This is a genomic window from Aeromicrobium sp. P2_G6, assembly GCF_056403535.1.
Map to the genome: position 1 here is coordinate 188,827 of NZ_JBFUFH010000004.1, position 16,774 is coordinate 205,600.

The window sequence follows — 16,774 nt, forward strand, 5'->3', positions numbered from 1 at the left end:
AACCGGGCGGGAGCGATGCCCGACCCCGATCAGCCGCCGTAGACCGCGGGGCCCCAGGCCGCACCGATGACGGCGCCGACGACCATGTAGGGCCCGAAAGCGTACGCCTTGGGATCGACGATCTTGAGGCGCGAGAGCAGCAGGCCGAAAACCGCCCCGAGGAGGAACCCTGCATACATGCCGACCATGACCTCGCTGGCGCCCAGTGCGCCCAGCGCCAGCGCGAGCACACCCGACAGGCGCACGTCGCCGAAACCGAAGGCGCCTCTGGCGATCCAGTGGAGGACGCGGAAGATCACGTAGACGACGATGTTGGCCACCAACGCGTCGACGAAGACGTGCACGTCGCGCAGCAGCAGCGCACCGAGGCCGACCAGCGCGAGGGTGGCGAGATAGGTCGGTGCCACCACGACGTACGGCAGCAACCGCGTGCGCCAGTCGATGAAGCACAGCCACGACCCCACGCCCGAGACGAGGACCCACACGGGCAGCAGCTCGACGTGGTCGATGCGCCAGGCGACGACGCCGGCCATCAACGCGGCACCGAGTGCCAGTCCGATCGTCAGGCCCTTGGTCTCGGCGAGCGCCGCGTAGGTCACTTTATCTGCGTCGGGCTCGTCCGGCTCGGGCATGCGCCGCATCACGAATGGTCCCGCGGCACCGAGAAGAGCCGCCGCAACAGCGGCGAGGGCGATGGTCACGCGTGCGAACCTAGCGGGTCGAGAGCTCAGCCAGCGCGGCTCGGCGCAGCAGCTGTGGAGAAACGTCGCTTCCCGTCATCAGCTCGACCTGGAGTGCGGCCTGGTGCGCCAGCAGGTCGAGGCCGGACACGATGCGTACGCCGGCCTGTTCGGCGGCCTTGGCCAGCGGAGTCGGCCACGGGTCGTAGACCACGTCGAACACCGCGCGCGACGAGTCGACGAGCTCGTGCGACCGTGACCCGACGACGTCGCCGGGCACGGTCGAGATCAGCAGGTCGAGCTTGTCGATCAGCGGCTCGTCGATCGTGTGGATCGTCACCGAGAGGCCGGCTGCCTTGGCGGCCTGCGCCGCCTCGGTCGCGCGAGCCGGCTCGCGTACGACGAACTCCACGCGTTCGGCGCCCATCGTCGACACGGCGTAGGCCATGGAGGCTGCGGTCGCTCCTCCCCCGAGGATGCGCGCCGAACGGGCCTGTTCGACTCCCCGCTCGAGCAACGCCGCCACGGCGCCGGGTACGTCAGTGTTGTCGGACCGCAGGCCGGTCTCCTCGACGAGGATCGTGTTGGCCACGCCGAGGCGGCCGACGATCTCGCTCGCCTCGGGGACCAGGGCGGCGACACGCCGCTTGAGCGGTGCGGTCACGGAGAATCCCCGCACGTCGTCGCCCAGGGACGACAGGAAGAGCTCGAGCCCATCCTCCTCGAGCTCGACGGCGTCGTACGTCCAGTCGAGGCCGAGCTCGGCATAGGCGGCTCGGTGCATGGCCGGTGACAGTGAGTGGGCGATCGGCGAGCCCAGGACGGCGCAGCGCATCAGCAGATCTTGTCGTCCGCGGCCCGGCAGTACTCTTCGAGCTTCGTGACCGCCGCGTCGTGCTCAGCCTTGGTGTTGGAGAACACCGTCTCGCCGGTCTCGAGGTTGACGGCCACGAAGTAGAGCCAGTCGCCCTGCGCCGGGTTGAGGGCTGCCTCGATCGTCTTCTCGCCGGGAGAGCCTATGGGGCCCGGCGGGAGGCCGGCCGCCTTGTAGGTGTTGTAGGGCGAGTCGGAGTCGCGCTCGGACGGCGTGGTGAACACGTCACCCTCACGACCGCTGGCGTACGAGACGGTGGAGTCCAGCTGCAGCAGCATGCCGTCGTTGAGGCGGTTGTAGAGGACCCGCGCGACCTTGGGGTAGTCCGAGTCCTTCTTGGCCTCGAACTCCAGGATGCTGGCCACCGTCAGCACCTGCTCGCCGTCGAGACCGAGGGCCCGGGCGCGGGTGCCGATGTCGAGCTCCTTGGCCACCGCCAGCGTCTTGGACACCATCTGCTTGAGCAGCTGGGTCGCAGTGGTCTTGGCGCCGACGGAGTACGTCGCCGGGAACAGGTAGCCCTCGGGGTTGCCCTTGGCCACGGCGGGCAAGCCGATCGCGTCGGGGTCCTCTAGCGCCTTCTTGACGTCCGCGGCGGAGATCTTGGTCTTGGCCGCGATGATCTTGGTGATGCTCTTGACGCGGGAGCCCTCGGGGATCGTCACCCGTGACTCGCCGGGAGCACCGACGATGTTGGACTTGTCGACGAGCGCCTTCATCGCGGCCTCGGCGGACATCTGCTTCTTGACCTTGTAGAAGCCGGCCTGGATCGACTGGAACCGCGAGTCCTTGAGGGCCAGCTGGTAGAACGCGTCGGCACTCTTGACGACGTCGTTCTTGGCCAGGACGTTGGCGATCTGCTGGCCATTGGAGTTGCGCGGGATCTCGACGACGACGCTGCCGGTGCCGCTGCCGGAGTAGTCGGCGGGCCCGCTGATGAAGCTCGACACCTTGCCCCACACGAACCACGCGCCGAACACCAGCGCGACGACGACCAGCAGGGTCACGATCCGACGTCCCCATGGCTTGCTGGGAGGCGTGTCTGCGCGCCGGCGCCCGGGGCCCGAGGATCCACCTGTCACCAGGTCCAGTCCGCTGTCAGTCATCGGTCCCTCACAAGCTCTCTCCGGGGGCAGACCCGCGGGTCCGCTCTGTGTCCAGTGCCGTCTGCAGGATCACGGTAGCGGCAGCCTGGTCGATCACGGTCCTCCTGGCCGCTCCGGACTTGCCGCTGAGTCGCAGCTGGCCCTCGGCCGTCATGGTGGACATCCGCTCGTCGAACAGCCTGATCGGCACCGGATCGATCGCGGTCAGCAGCTCGGCGCAGAACGTACGCACCTTGGCTGCGGCCGGGCCTTCGCGGCCCGACAGGCCGACGGGCAGCCCGACGACGCACTCGAGCACGTCGTACTCGCGGACGAGCTCGGCGATCCTGGCGATCGCGTCGGGACCGGCTGGAACCGTCTCGACGGGCGTCGCAAGGATGCCGTCAGGATCGCTCACCGCAACCCCGATGCGTACGTCTCCGACATCGACGCCGATCCTCCGGCCGCGGCGCATCGTCACGCTGACAGTGCCGCCTCGACCGCTGCGAGCGCTGCCGGGATCGCCGAGACGTCCGTGCCACCGCCCTGAGCCACATCGGCCTTGCCGCCGCCCCGACCGCCGATCTTGTCGCCGACGACGCCGATGAGCTGGTTGGCCGAGAGACCGCGTTCCTGTGCAGCCTCGTTGAGCGCGACGACCGCCGCCGGCTTGTCGCCGGCGTCGCCGATCACGACCACCACGGCGGGCCGACCCTTGAGGCGGCCGCGGATGTCGAGGGCCAGTGCGCGTACGTCTCCCCCACCCGCGCCGGCTGCGTGGTGACCGACGTAGGCGACCCCGTTGAGGTCCTTGGCATTGGCCGCCACGTCTCCGGCCGCACCGACGAGCTGCGCGGCCTTCATGCGCTCGGCAACCTTCTCGGCGTTCTTGAGCCGCTCGAGCAGGTCCTTGACGCGCCCGGGAACCTCGTCGGGCTGGGTCTTGAGGATCTCGGTGAGCTGGCGGACGACGTCGCGCTCCCGGGCGAGGTACTCGAAGCCCTCGATGCCGGTCAGTGCCTCGATGCGCCGGTTGCCCGCGCCCACCGATCCGTCGGACGTGATGACGAGCGTGCCGATCTGCGACGACCGCTCGACGTGGGTGCCACCGCACAGCTCGCGTGACCACGGTCCGCCGATCTCGACGACGCGGACGTCCTCGCCGTACGTCTCGCCGAACAGCGCGAGTGCGCCGAAGTCACGAGCCTCGGGCAGCGACATGATCTGTGCCCGGACCGGGAGGTCAGCCCGCAGGGCGCGGTTGGACGCCTCCTCGACCTGGTGGAGCTGGTCGGGCGAGAGCGCACCGTTCCAGCCGAAGTCGAGCCGGAGGTAGCCAGGCCGGTTGTAGGAGCCGGACTGCAGCGCCGTGGGACCGAGCACCTCGCGCAGGGCTGCGTGGACGACGTGGGTGCCGGAGTGGGCCTGGCGTGCGCCAAGGCGCCACTCGGGATCCACGGCGGCCTCGAGCTGCCGGTCGAGCGTCAGCTCACCCTCGAGCACGCGGACCTGGTGCACGACGAGGCCACGGACGGGGCGCTGCACGTCGAGCACCTCGGCGCGGCCGCCGTCCCAGGTCAGGACGCCGGCGTCAGCGTGCTGACCACCGGACTCGGCGTAGAACGGCGTGCGGTCGAGCACGACCTCACCGATCGAGCCGGCCGAGATCGCCGGGACGCTGTCGCCGCCGGCGATCAGTGCGATGACCCGCGACTCGGTCGTCAGGTCGGTGTATGCCAGCCAGTCGGTCGGACCGTTGGCGTCGAGCGCCGCGCGGTAGACCGTGGTGTCGGCGTGCGCGCCCTTCTTGGACTTGGCATCGGCCTTGGCTCGCGAGCGCTGCTCGGCCATGAGCGCCCGGAAGCCCTCCTCGTCGACCGCGAGTCCCTGCTCGGACGCCATCTCGAGCGTCAGGTCGATCGGGAAGCCGTAGGTGTCGTGGAGCGCGAACGCCTGCTCGCCCGGCAGCGTCGTGCCGCCGCCGTCCTTGACCGCGATGGCGGCGCTCTCGAAGATCTGCGTGCCCTTGCCGAGGGTCTGGCGGAACGCGTCCTCCTCGGCATACGCGATCTGGGAGATGCGCGGGAAGTCGGCCTCCAGCTCGGGGTAGGACGCCTTCATGCGGTCGAGGCTCACCGGGAGCAGCTCCGGCAGTGCCGGGTCGTCGTAGCCGAGCAAGCGCATCGAGCGCACGGCACGGCGCAGCAGCCGGCGCAGGACGTAGCCCCGCGCCTCGTTGCCCGGCGTGACGCCGTCGCCCATCAGCATCAGCCCGCTGCGGACGTGGTCGGCGACGACGCGGAAGCGTACGTCGTCGGTGTGGTCCTTGCCGTAGGTGCGGCCGGAGATCTCCGAGGCACGCTCGATGACCGGATAGACCTCGTCGATCTCGTAGAGGTTGCCCTTGCCCTGCAGCAGGTAGGCGACGCGCTCGAGGCCCATGCCGGTGTCGATGTTCTTGTTGGGCAGGTCGCCCAGCACGTCGAACTGGTCCTTGGCGCGGACGTTGGTGATCTCCTCCTGCATGAACACGAGGTTCCAGATCTCCAGGAAGCGGTCCTCGTCGACGACCGGGCCTCCGTCGGGGCCGAACTCAGGGCCGCGATCGACGTAGATCTCGCTGGCCGGGCCGCCCGGGCCGGCCACGCCCATGTGCCAGTAGTTGTCGAGCAGGCCGCGGCTCTGGATGCGCTCGTCGGGCAGGCCGGCGATCTCCTTCCAGAGCGTGCGAGCCTCGTCGTCCGAGTGCAGGACGGTCACCCAGATCGTGTCGGGGTCGAAGCCGAGCCCGCCGTCCTCGACCGAGCTCGTGATGAGGCCCCAGGCGTGGGTGATCGCACCGGCCTTGAAGTAGTCGCCGAACGAGAAGTTGCCGTTCATCTGGAAGAACGTGCCGTGCCGGGTGGTCTTGCCGACCTCCTCGATGTCCTGCGTGCGTACGCACTTCTGGACGCTCGTGGCGGTGTTCCACGGCGGGGTCTCCTGGCCGAGGAAATAGGGCTTGAACGGCACCATGCCGGCGTTGACGAACAGCAGGTTGGGGTCGTCGAACAGCAACGGTGCCGAGGGCACGACGGTGTGGCCGGCGTTCTCGAAGTGTGCGAGGAATCGGCGGCGGATCTCCGCGGTCTGCATCAGGTCTGGTCCTTGTCGGTGTGCTCGGCCTCGAGGCGGAGCAGGTCGGTGTGGTCAGTGGGGTCGCCGGACAGCTCGCGCGCGATGTCGCGCTGGCAAGTCTCCATGCCGTCTCGCAGCTCTGAGCTGAACGCCCGCCAGCCGAGCCCGAGGGCTGCGGCCTGGTCGACGAGACCCGGCGTGGAGAGCCGGTAGGCGGCTCGACGCGCCTTGACCGAGGCGTAGAGGCCGGCCGCGGAGCCGGCTGCGAACCACACGATGCGCGACCTCATGCCGACACCTCCCACGTGCGCGACCTCATGAGCCGAGCCACTGGTCGGACGGCGGTGTGGGGCGTCCGGCGCGGACGGCCCGGCGGCCGGCTTGCAGGCGTTCGCGCCGCCGGCGGCGGTATTCGCGGCGCATCATTGCGCTGATGCGGTCTCGGCTCTCGGCCCGCAGGGCGTGTGCGAGGCCGTGGGCGAAGATCGAGAGGCGTACGCCGGGCCGCCCGAGCGCGGTGTTGACGACCTGCTGCTGCGACGGGGGCACGACGAGACGGCCCTCGACGAGGCGGGGCGCGAGGTCAGGGTGGTCGACCTGAGGAGCCGGGTCGAGCACAGCGAGCTCGGTGGACGGCCGGGCCGCCACGGTGTCGGCCGGCGCCTGCGGAGTCTGTGAGACACGGCGCGCGGCGCGTACGGCGATGAGGGCAGCGGTGATCGCCACGACCGCGAGAACTGCGGTCGCGACGAGGATCCAGAGCTCCGCCGACATGCCCACGAGCCTATCGTCTCAACGGTCGCGCAGAATCGCCCGGATGCGGGCCAGGCGCTCGGCGATCGCGGCCTCGGCGCCGTGTTCGCCCGGCTGGTAGTAGGTCGCGCCGTCGACGTCATCCGGCGCGTACTGCTGGCCGACGACGCCGCGTGGATCGCTGTGGGCGTAGAGATAGTCGTGCCCGTGGCCGAGCTTCTTGGCACCGGCGTAGTGGGCGTCGCGCAGCGCGGGCGGCACCGCCCCGACCTTGCCGGCGCGTACATCCGCGATGGCGGCGTCGATCGCGAGGTAGGCCGCGTTGGACTTGGGCGCTGTCGCGAGCGCGATGACGGCCTGCGACAGCGTGATGCGCGCCTCGGGGAAGCCGATCATCGCGACCGCCTGGGCAGCCGCAACGGCGGTCGTCAACGCCGTGGGGTCGGCCAGGCCGATGTCCTCGCTGGCGAGGATCATGAGTCGGCGGGCGATGAAGCGCGGGTCCTCCCCCGCCTCGATCATCCGTGCCAGGTAGTGCAGGGCGGCGTCGACGTCCGACCCGCGGATCGACTTGATGAACGCACTGATGACGTCGTAGTGCTGGTCGCCCTGCCTGTCGTATCGCACCGCGGCCTTGTCGACTGCGAGCGCGGCATCCTCGACGTCGATCTCGGTCTTGCCCTGGCTCTTCGCGGCTCCGGCGGCGGCCTCGAGATAGGTCAGCACACGACGGCCGTCGCCGCCGGCCAGGCGTACGAGGTGGCTCTTGGCCTCATCGGTCAGCGTGACCGTGCCGGCCAGCCCGCGCTCGTCGGTGAGCGCGCGGTCGACGAGGACGCCGATGCCGTCGTCGGTCAGCGACTCGAGCGTCAGGAGCAGTGAGCGCGACAGCAGCGGCGAGATGACGCTGAAGTGCGGGTTCTCAGTCGTCGCGGCGACGAGGGACACCCAACGGTTCTCGACGCCGGGGAGCAGCGCGTCCTGCTGGGACTTGCTGAAGCGGTGGACCTCGTCGACGAACAGGACCGTCTCGACCCCGCTCTGCGCCAGGGCGCGACGGGCACCGGCGATCGTCTCGCGGACCTCCTTGACGCCCGCCGAGACGGCGGAGACCTCGACGAAACGGCGATGCGTATGAGCGCTGAGCAGGCTGGCGATCGTGGTCTTGCCGGTGCCCGGCGGTCCCCACAACAGGATCGTGAGCGGCTGGTTGCCCTCGATCATCTGCCGCAGCGGCGAGCCCGGCGCCAGCAGGTGCTCCTGGCCGACGAGCTCGTCGAGCGACCGCGGCCGCATGCGTACGGCCAAGGGGGCCGAGGCATGCGTGTTGCCCGAGAGGCTGCCGCCGCCGGTGCCGGTCGACGGGGGTGCTTCAGGCAGGTCGAACAGCCCGTCGTCGCTCATGCTGTGAGCCTAGTTGCCGGCGGTGACGTCGGCTTTCTGGTCCGCGCCCTCGACCTTCGCCGGCTCCGACCCCGGCACTCCGCCGTCGGGCGCCTTCGGCACCGTGTCCACGCCGGTCTCCTTGCGCTGAGCAGCCGTGATCGGCGTCGGCGCGCCGGTCAGCGGATCGGCGCCGGAGGCGGTCTTGGGGAACGCGATGACGTCGCGGATCGAGTCAGCGCCCGTCAGGAGCGCCACGACGCGGTCGATGCCGAGCGCGATGCCGCCGTGGGGTGGCGGACCGTAGGCGAACGCCTCGAGCAGGAAGCCGAACTGGCCCTGCGCCTGCTCCTCGGTGAGCCCGAGGACGTCGAAGACCCGCGCCTGCATGTCGGAGCGGTGGATACGAATCGACCCTCCACCGAGCTCGTTGCCGTTGAGCGTGATGTCGTACGCCTGGCTGAGCGCCGAGCCCGGGTCGGTGTGGAACGTGTCGGCGGACTCCGGCGCGGGAGCCGTGAACGGGTGGTGGATCGACGTCCAGGCATCCTCACCGCCTTCGCCGATGTACTCGAACATCGGGGCGTCGTTGACCCAGAGGAACTCCCACCGGTCGTGGTCGATCAGGCCGCAACGCTCGCCGACCTCGATGCGTACGGCAGCCAGGAGCGCCTTGGCGTCGTTGTACTCGTCGGCGGCGAAGAAGATGCAGTCGCCGGGCTTGGCGCCGGCGTGGGCGACGAGGCCCTCGCGCTCGGCATCCGAGAGGTTCTTGGCGACCGGGCCGCCCAGCGTCCCGTCCTCCTGCACCAGCACGTACGCCAGGCCCTTCGCGCCGCGGGCCTTGGCGAACTCCTGCCATGCGTCGAGCGTACGGCGGGGCTGGTCAGCACCTCCGGGCATCACCACGGCACCGACGTGCCACTGACGACCCTTGGGCGCGAAGACGCGGAACGGTGTCTCGGCGAAGTAGTCGGTGAAGTCGACCAGCTCGCAGTCGAAGCGCAGGTCGGGGCGGTCGATGCCGAAGCGGCGTACGGCCTCGGCGAATGTCATGCGAGGGATCGGGGTCGTGATCTCGTGGCCGACGACGTCGCGCCAGATGCGGACGAGGACTTCCTCGGTCAGCGCGTAGACGTCCTCCTCCTCCAGGAAGCTCATCTCGATGTCGAGCTGGGTGAACTCCGGCTGGCGGTCGGAGCGGCTGTCCTCGTCGCGGAAGCAGCGCGCGATCTGGTAGTAGCGCTCCATACCTGCGACCATCAACAGCTGCTTGAACAGCTGGGGCGACTGCGGCAGGGCGTACCAGCTGCCGGGCTTCGTGCGAGCGGGGACGAGGAAGTCGCGGGCACCCTCAGGCGTCGAGGCGGTCAGGTAGGGCGTCTCGAACTCCAGGAAGCCCCGCTCGGCCATGACCTCGCGGATGATCTGGGTAACGCGGGCGCGCGTGCGGAGGTTCTGCGCCATCTCGCTGCGACGCAGGTCGAGGTAGCGGTAGCGAAGACGCGTCTCCTCGTTGATCTGCGAGGCGTTGAACTCCTCGATCGGGAACGGCAGCGGCGCTGCTTCGCTGAGGATCTCGACCGTCTCGGCGACGACCTCGATCTCGCCCGAGGGCAGGTTGGGGTTGTCGTTGCCTTCAGGGCGTTTCTCGACGGTGCCGATGATCTTGAGGCAGAACTCACTGCGCAGGGGCCGGGCGACCTCCTCCTCGCGGATGACGACCTGCGAGACTCCGCTGCCGTCACGGAGGTCGATGAACGCCACGCCGCCGTGATCTCGACGCCGCGCCACCCATCCGGCGAGGGTGACCTGCTGGCCGATGTGTTCGGCGCGCAGGCTTCCGGCGTCGTGGGTGCGGATCACGTGTTCTGCTCCTTGCTAGGTGTTCTCAGGATGTGAGGCTTGAGGTCTTCAGCCGGCGGCGCCCAGGTCGCCGGATCGGCGTCCGTCTGGTCGCCGACACGGATGTCCCTGACCTTGTGCGGCTCGTCGCCGTTCGCGGGGAACCACACAAACGGTATGCCCCGGCGTTCGGCGTAGCGAATCTGCTTGCCGAACTTCTGCGCGCTCACTGCCACTTCGGTGGGGATGCCACGGGCCCGCAGCGCGGAGGCGACCTCGGCACTGGCCGGGCGTGACTCCTCGTCGATGAGCGCCACGAGAACCGTGCTGGGCACCGAACGGTCAGCGGTGAGGCCGTCCGCGATGAGCGGCACCAGCAGGCGGGAGACGCCGAGCGAGATGCCCACGCCGGGATAGGTGCTCTTGCCGTCGCTGGCGAGCTGGTCGTAGCGACCGCCCGAGCAGATCGAGCCGAGGTGCTCGTAGCCGGCCATGCGGGTCTCGAACACCGTGCCGGTGTAGTAGTCGAGCCCTCGTGCGATGCGGAGATCGGCGACGACCGTCACGCCCGGCGCACCCGATGACCCGGTGACGACCTGCGCGAGCTCTTCGAGGCCCGTGTCGAGCAGCGGGTGGCTGACCCCGAGCGCGCGTACGGCGTCGACGAACGACTCGTCCGTCGAGCATACGTCCGCCAGTGCCAGGCACTGCGCCGCCTGCTCGGCGGTCAGTCCGGCGTCGGTCTGCAGCTGCTCGGCGATCTTCTCGGCGGGCACCTTGTCGAGCTTGTCCACTATCGGCATGACCGCGGTGGGCTCGGCGATGCCGAGACCGAGGTAGAACCCCTCGAGCACCTTGCGGTTGCTGACCTGCAGCGTCAGCTGCGGCACGGGAAGGCCCGACAGAGCCTCGGCCATGACCTGGGCGACCTCGACGTCGAAGTGGAATGGCAGCTCGTCCTTGGCGACGATGTCGATGTCGGCCTGGGTGAACTCGCGGAAGCGGCCCTGCTGGGGTCGTTCACCGCGCCACACCTTCTGGATCTGGTAGCGACGGAACGGGAACTCGAGCTTGCCGGCGTTCTCCAGGACGTACCGGGCGAACGGCACCGTCAGGTCGAAGTGCAGAGCAAGAACATCCGAGCCCTGTTCCTCGGTCGCATGGAGGCGCCTGACGGCATACACCTCTTTGTCGATCTCACCCTTGCGGAGCAGCTGGTCCATGGTCTCGACCGCGCGCGTCTCGACCGACGCGAAACCGTGCAGCTCGAAGACCGTGCGCAGGTGGTCGAGCACGATCAGCTCGACGTTGCGCTCGGCCGGCAGGAACTCGGGGAACCCGCTCAGCTTGCCGCCCTTGCCGCTCATTGGATCAGCTCCGCGAGGAACGGGTTGGTCGCGCGTTCGCGGCCGATCGACGTCTGCCCGCCGTGGCCGGGCAGCACGACGATGTCGTCCTCGAGCGGCAGCACCCGGTCGCGCAGGCTGTCCTGCATCTGCGGGTGCGACCCGCCGTTGAGGTCGGTCCGGCCGATCGAGCCGGCGAACAGGAAGTCGCCGGAGAACATGACCTGCGAGACGTCCTCGGGGCCGTCGTAGTCCACGCGATAGAACACCGTGCCGGGTGTGTGGCCGGGCACGTGATCAACGAGGAACGTCAGGCCGTCCACCTCGATCCGCGCGCCGTCGACGGCTTCGCGTACGTCAGCGGGCTCGGCGAACTCAGGGATGTCGGTCATGCCGAGCTGGGAGCGGAGCATCGCGGCGGACTCGTTGGAGATCGCGGCCATCGGGTCGGCGAGCAGGTGCTTGTCGGCCGGGTGGATCCAGACCGGGCAGTCGTACTCGCGCGCGACGTCCTGGGCGCACCACATGTGGTCGAAGTGACCGTGGGTGATGAGCACCGCGGCCGGCGTCAGGTTGTGCTCGGCGACGACCGCATGAACGCCTTCCATGGCATCCATCCCGGGGTCGACGATCGCGCAGCCGGTGCCGGGACCACGCGAGACGAAGTAGCAGTTCGCCTGCAGAGGACCGGCCGGAAATGACGTGAGAAGCACGTGCGACAGGGTACGCGAGACGCACTGACCACCCCGAGCCCGGCCGATGCCTACACTGTCGGCTATGAGTTCTGCGCCCACGAACCCTTGGGGTCGTGTCGACGACGAAGGCAATGTCTACGTCAAGACCACTGACGGTGAACGACTGATCGGCCAGTGGCCCGGCGGTGACCCCGCTGAGGCGATGTCGTTGTACGTGCGACGCTACGAAGGACTCGAGGTCGAGGTCGACCTGCTCGAGAAGCGCCTCGAGGGTGGCGCGCTCTCCCCCGACGACGCTGCCAAGGCCGTCACCAAGGTGCGCGCACAGATCGTTGATGCCCAGGCGCTGGGTGACCTCGACTCGCTGCTCAAGCGGCTCGACGCCCTGCAGCCGGCGATCGACAAGCAGCGCGAGGTGCGCAAGGTCGAACGCGCCGCCAAGGTCGCGGAGGCGCAGACCGAGAAGGCGCGCATCGCCGAGGAGGCCGAGAAGATCGCCGCCGGCAACGACTGGAAGGCCGGCGCTGACAAGCTCCGCGCCCTGCTCGACGAGTGGAAGGCGCTCCCCCGGCTCAGCAAGTCCGCCGACGACGAGCTCTGGCACCGCTTCAGCACGGCCCGCACGGCATACACGCGGCGGCGCAAGACCCACTTCGGCGAGCAGTCGACACTCCGAGAGCAGGCCAAGACGATCAAGGAGAAGCTGATCGTCGAGGCGGAGGCGCTCTCGTCGTCGACCGAGTGGGGGCCGACCGCCGGCAAGTACCGCGACCTGATGTCGGAGTGGAAGAAGGCCGGCTCCGCCCCGCGCAACGTCGAGGACAAGCTCTGGAAGCGGTTCCGGGCGGCGCAGGATGCGTTCTTCACGGCGCGCGACGAGGCCAATGCCAAGCTCGACGCCGAGTACGAGGTCAACGCCGAGAAGAAGCTCGAGATCCTCGCCGAGGCCGAGAAGCTCCTCCCGATCACCGACATCGACGCCGCCCGCAAGGCGTGGCTCGACATCGCCGATCGCTGGGAGGCCGCCGGCAAGGTGCCACGCGCCAAGATCAGTGAGTTCGAGGCGCGCATCCGCAAGGTCGAGCAGGCCGTACGCGATGCGACCGAGAGCAAGTGGAAGAAGACGGATCCGGAGAAGTCCGCTCGTGCCGATGACATGATCGGCAAGCTCCAGCGAGCGATCGACGAGGTCGGCGAGAAGATCGCGGCCGCCGAGGCCAAGGGCGACAAGAAGAAGGTCAAGGACCTCGAGGCCGACAAGGCCTCCAAGGAAGCCTTCCTCGACATGGCCAAGAAGGCCCAAGCCGACTACTCCTGACCACCCCCGCTGACGCTGGGGGTACCCCCACGAGCTCTGCGAGTAGGGGGCGGGTTACGCCCGCTGACGCGTGGGTTACGCCCGCTGACGCGTGCGTTGCGCCCGCCGACGCGTGGGTTGCGCCCGCCGACGCGTGGGTTGCGCCCGCTGACGCGTGGGTTACGCCCGCTGACGCGTGGGTTGCGCCCGCTGACGCGTGGGTTGCGCCCAAGCCTGTGGACGAGGTGATCGACAGACCGGCGACCGCCGTCGTTTGATCCGGCATGTGCCTGAATTGATCAACGACGGATACCCGTTCACGGTGACCCAAGGTCGCGACCTCGGATTCGAGCCCCGAGCGCTCCGGCAGATGTGCAGCCAGGGACTGCTACGCCGGCAGTTTCGCAGCGTCTACGTCGACGCTCGCGTGCCTGACTCGCGCCGCGGGAGACTCCGGGCGGTCACTCTCGTGACCCCGCCCAACGCCGTGGTGTGCGACGAGACGGCGGCCTGGTTGCATGGGCTCGACGTGCATTCGCCCGGCGCTCGCCACCTGCTCGAACCGGCCCTGCTTGTACGCCACGGCGGCGCGCACATCGTGCATCCCGGTTCTCGTGGTCGACAGGCGATCATTTCCTCGGAGGACATCGAGTACGTAGACGGCGTGCACGTCACGACACCTGTGCGCACCGTCTCGGACCTGCTCAGAAAGATGTACCGCCCGTACGCACTCGCTGCAGCAGACGCATTCGCCCACGCCGGTCTGATCGAGGTCGACCATGTCAACGAGTACGTCGCGCGGCTCAAGGGATACCGCGGGATCGTTCAGGCGCGCAGTCTGGCCGCGATGATCGAGCCCAGAACCCAGTCCCCCGGCGAATCCTGGCAACGGTTGAGAATGCTCGACGCCGGATTTCCTCCACCGGAGCCCCAGTTCGAGATCGTTGATGACTTCGGACGGACGTACTTCATCGACCTGCCCTATCCCGAGCTGCTGATCGGATCGGAGTACGACGGCAAGGAGTTCCATTCCGATGACCTCCACCAGGCTCACGATCGTGAGCGGCGCGACTACCTCTCGGAGCTGTACGGGTGGAGGTGGGTCATCGGCACTCGCTCGCGGATCTTTGGCCCCGACACAGCGTTCGAAGACGAGCTCGGCGAGCTGTTGGGCATCAAGCCTCTGTCTCGATGGTGGGGAACCCTGGCGCAACCCACGCCTCAGCGGGCGCAACCCACGCCTCAGCGGGCGTAACCCACGCGTCAGCGGGCGTAACCCGCCCCCGACTCGCAGAGCTCGTGGGGGTACTCCTCAGCGGAGGGTTATTGGGTGAGGCGGTAGACGTCGAAGACGCCTTCGACGGTGCGTACGGCCGACAGAACATGGCCCAGGTGCTTGGGATCGGCCATCTCGAACGTGAACTTCGACTTGGCGACTCGGTCGCGGCCGGTCGTCAGCGACGCCGACAAGATGTTGACGTGCTGGTCGGAAATGACCCGCGTGATGTCGCTCAGCAGCCGTGGGCGGTCGAGCCCTTCGACCTGCACCGCGACCAGGAACGTGCTCTTGCCGGTCGGCGCCCAGTGCACCGACACCAGCCGCTCGGGCTGACTACGCAGCGACAGCAGGTTGACGCAGTCGGAGCGGTGGACCGAGACCCCCGCGGTGCGGGTGACGAACCCGTCGATCGCATCACCGGGCACGGGGGTGCAACACCGTGCCAGCTTGATCATGATGTCGCCGTCGAGGCCCTCGACCACGACACCGGCATCGCGGTTCTCGGTGCGCGGCTTGCGGGTCCCCACGCCCGGCAGCAAGGTCGCCTCGGCAAGGTCCTCCTCGGCACCCTCGCGGCCACCGGCCAGGTCGATGACGCGCTCGACGACGTTCTGCGCACCGACATTGCCCTCACCCACCGACGCATAGAGCGTCGACACGTCGGCGAGGTGCAGCTCCTTGGCGACGGTGTCGAGGGTCTCGTGCCGGAACAGACGGTGCAGCGGCAGGCCCTCCTTGCGCATCTGCTTGGCAATGAGGTCCTTGCCGCGCTCGATCGCCTCGTCGCGGCGCTCCTTGGTGAACCACTGGCGGATCTTGTTGCGGGCTCGCGGGCTGGCGACGAACTCGAGCCAGTCGCGGCTCGGGCCGGCATCGGGTGACTTCGACGTGAAGATCTCCACCACGTCGCCACTCTCGAGCTCGGACTCGAGCGACACGAGCCGGCCGTTGACCCGCGCTCCGATGCAGGCGTGGCCAACCTCGGTGTGCACGGCGTACGCGAAGTCGACCGGCGTGGCCTTGGCCGGCAGCTGGATCAGGTCGCCGCGCGGCGTGTACGCGTAGACGCCGGCATTGTTGATCTCGAACCGCAACGAGTCGAGGAAGTCGACGGAGTCCGACGTCTCGGACTGCCAGTCCAGCAGCTCACGCAGCCACAGCATGTCGTCCTTCTCGGGACCCTTGCCGGACTTGCCCGCCGTGGCGTCTTCCTTGTACTTCCAGTGCGCCGCGACACCGTACTCGGCCCGACGGTGCATCGCGAACGTACGGATCTGCAGCTCGACTGGCTTGCCCTGCGGCCCGATCACGGTCGTGTGCAGCGACTGGTACATGTTGAACTTCGGGACCGAGATGTAGTCCTTGAACCGCCCAGGAATCGGGTTCCAGCGGGCGTGCAGAACGCCGAGGACGCCGTAGCAGTCGGCGACGGTGTCGACGAGGATGCGTACGCCCACCAGGTCGAAGATGTCGGAGAACTCACGACCGCCCACCAGCATCTTCTGGTAGATCGAGTAGTAGTGCTTGGGCCGGCTGGAGACCTTGGCCTTGAGCTTGACGTGCCGCAGGTCGGACTCGACGTCGCTCACGACGCGCTCGAGGAACTGTTCACGCGACGGCGCCCGGTCGGCAACCAGCCGCACGATCTCGTCGTAGACCTTGGGGTGCAGCGTCGCGAAGGCGAGGTCCTCGAGCTCCCACTTGATCGTGTTCATGCCGAGGCGGTGTGCCAGTGGCGCGAAGATCTCGATCGTCTCGCGGGCGATGCGCTCCTGCTTGTCCTGCCGGAGGTAGCGGAGCGTACGCATGTTGTGCAGGCGGTCCGCAAGCTTGATGACCAGCACCCGGATGTCGCGGCTCATCGCGACGACCATCTTGCGGATCGTCTCGGACTGCGCCGAGTCGCCGTACTTGACCTTGTCGAGCTTGGTGACACCGTCGACGAGCTGCCTGACCTCGTCACCGAAGTCGGCGCGCAGCTGATCGAGCGTGTAGTCGGTGTCCTCGACGGTGTCGTGCAGCAGCGCCGCGCACAGCGTCGGCGCGGTCATGCCCAGCTCGGCGAGGATCGTGGCCACCGCGAGGGGGTGCGTGATGTAGGGATCGCCGCTCTTGCGGGTCTGCCCTTCGTGCATCCGCTCGGCGATCTCGTACGCCTTGTGGATCGACGAGACGTCACCCTTGGGGTGGGTCGCGCGGTAGACCTTGATCAGCGGGTCGAGCACCGCGTCCGAGGATCCGGACTTGCCGCCGATCCGCGCCAAGCGGTTGCGCACGCGCGCAGAAGCAGGCGCCGAGTCGGGGTTCTTGGACTCGGTCGGCGGTGCCTCGGTGCGTTCAGCCACTCACGTTCCTCACTGTGTCTTTCAATGGTATGTCAGCGGGTCACGCTCAGGGTCAGGTCAGGAGGCCGTCGACGA

14 protein-coding genes are annotated in these 16,774 nt (G+C 68.6%); 2 read left to right on the plus strand and 12 right to left on the minus strand.

All coding sequences use genetic code 11. The features are described from left to right. Positions 1 to 29 precede the first annotated feature (29 nt). Genes AC1DVU_RS14335 through AC1DVU_RS14385 form a run of 11 tightly spaced genes read right to left on the minus strand, consistent with a single transcriptional unit; the run spans position 30 to position 11,796 of the window. Complete coding sequence (locus tag AC1DVU_RS14335) at positions 30 to 701, minus strand: prepilin peptidase (protein ID WP_476923125.1); 672 nt, start codon at positions 699 to 701, stop codon at positions 30 to 32. Positions 702 to 711: 10 nt separating this feature from the next. Continuing rightward, positions 712 to 1,515 carry a shikimate dehydrogenase gene (locus tag AC1DVU_RS14340; protein WP_476923126.1) on the minus strand — a complete coding sequence of 268 codons (804 nt, stop codon included), beginning with the start codon at positions 1,513 to 1,515 and terminating at the stop codon, positions 712 to 714. Then, entirely contained in the window at positions 1,515 to 2,660 is a 1,146-nt protein-coding gene (gene mltG / locus AC1DVU_RS14345) for an endolytic transglycosylase MltG (protein ID WP_476923127.1), read from the minus strand. Before mltG ends, AC1DVU_RS14340 begins: the two co-directional genes overlap by 1 nt. Positions 2,661 to 2,667: 7 nt before the next feature. After that, positions 2,668 to 3,114: a Holliday junction resolvase RuvX gene (gene ruvX / locus AC1DVU_RS14350; protein WP_476923381.1), complete on the minus strand. Its 447-nt coding sequence runs from the start codon at positions 3,112 to 3,114 to the stop codon at positions 2,668 to 2,670. A gap of 2 nt (positions 3,115 to 3,116) precedes the next feature. After that, positions 3,117 to 5,774, minus strand: coding sequence for an alanine--tRNA ligase (alaS, locus tag AC1DVU_RS14355; protein WP_476923128.1), 2,658 nt, complete (start codon positions 5,772 to 5,774; stop codon positions 3,117 to 3,119). After that, positions 5,774 to 6,046, minus strand: a complete 273-nt coding sequence (locus AC1DVU_RS14360; protein ID WP_476923129.1) for a DUF6167 family protein — start codon at positions 6,044 to 6,046, stop codon at positions 5,774 to 5,776. Before AC1DVU_RS14360 ends, alaS begins: the two co-directional genes overlap by 1 nt. A 25-nt stretch (positions 6,047 to 6,071) precedes the next feature. Continuing rightward, on the minus strand, positions 6,072 to 6,530 hold the full coding sequence (locus AC1DVU_RS14365; RefSeq protein ID WP_476923130.1) for a hypothetical protein: 459 nt from the start codon (positions 6,528 to 6,530) through the stop codon (positions 6,072 to 6,074). A gap of 18 nt (positions 6,531 to 6,548) precedes the next feature. Beyond that, positions 6,549 to 7,913 (minus strand): replication-associated recombination protein A, encoded by a 1,365-nt coding sequence (locus tag AC1DVU_RS14370; protein WP_476923131.1) that lies wholly within the window; start codon positions 7,911 to 7,913, stop codon positions 6,549 to 6,551. 9 nt (positions 7,914 to 7,922) lie between these two features. Further along, entirely contained in the window at positions 7,923 to 9,758 is a 1,836-nt protein-coding gene (aspS, locus tag AC1DVU_RS14375) for an aspartate--tRNA ligase (protein ID WP_476923132.1), read from the minus strand. Continuing rightward, complete coding sequence (hisS, locus tag AC1DVU_RS14380) at positions 9,755 to 11,104, minus strand: histidine--tRNA ligase (RefSeq protein WP_476923133.1); 1,350 nt, start codon at positions 11,102 to 11,104, stop codon at positions 9,755 to 9,757. Before hisS ends, aspS begins: the two co-directional genes overlap by 4 nt. Further along, entirely contained in the window at positions 11,101 to 11,796 is a 696-nt protein-coding gene (locus AC1DVU_RS14385) for an MBL fold metallo-hydrolase (protein WP_476923134.1), read from the minus strand. Before AC1DVU_RS14385 ends, hisS begins: the two co-directional genes overlap by 4 nt. Before the next feature lie 64 nt (positions 11,797 to 11,860). Here AC1DVU_RS14385 and AC1DVU_RS14390 point away from each other — a divergent pair, with 64 nt between their 5' ends. Both AC1DVU_RS14390 and AC1DVU_RS14395 read left to right on the plus strand, forming a co-directional pair. Further along, entirely contained in the window at positions 11,861 to 13,096 is a 1,236-nt protein-coding gene (locus AC1DVU_RS14390) for a DUF349 domain-containing protein (RefSeq protein ID WP_476923135.1), read from the plus strand. 265 nt (positions 13,097 to 13,361) lie between these two features. Next, positions 13,362 to 14,330, plus strand: a complete 969-nt coding sequence (locus AC1DVU_RS14395) for a hypothetical protein (protein WP_476923136.1) — start codon at positions 13,362 to 13,364, stop codon at positions 14,328 to 14,330. A 68-nt stretch (positions 14,331 to 14,398) separates the two neighbouring features. Here the strand turns inward: AC1DVU_RS14395 and AC1DVU_RS14400 are convergent, their stop codons facing one another. Continuing rightward, positions 14,399 to 16,630 (minus strand): RelA/SpoT family protein, encoded by a 2,232-nt coding sequence (locus AC1DVU_RS14400; RefSeq protein ID WP_476923382.1) that lies wholly within the window; start codon positions 16,628 to 16,630, stop codon positions 14,399 to 14,401. Between the last annotated feature and the right edge of the window lie 144 nt (positions 16,631 to 16,774).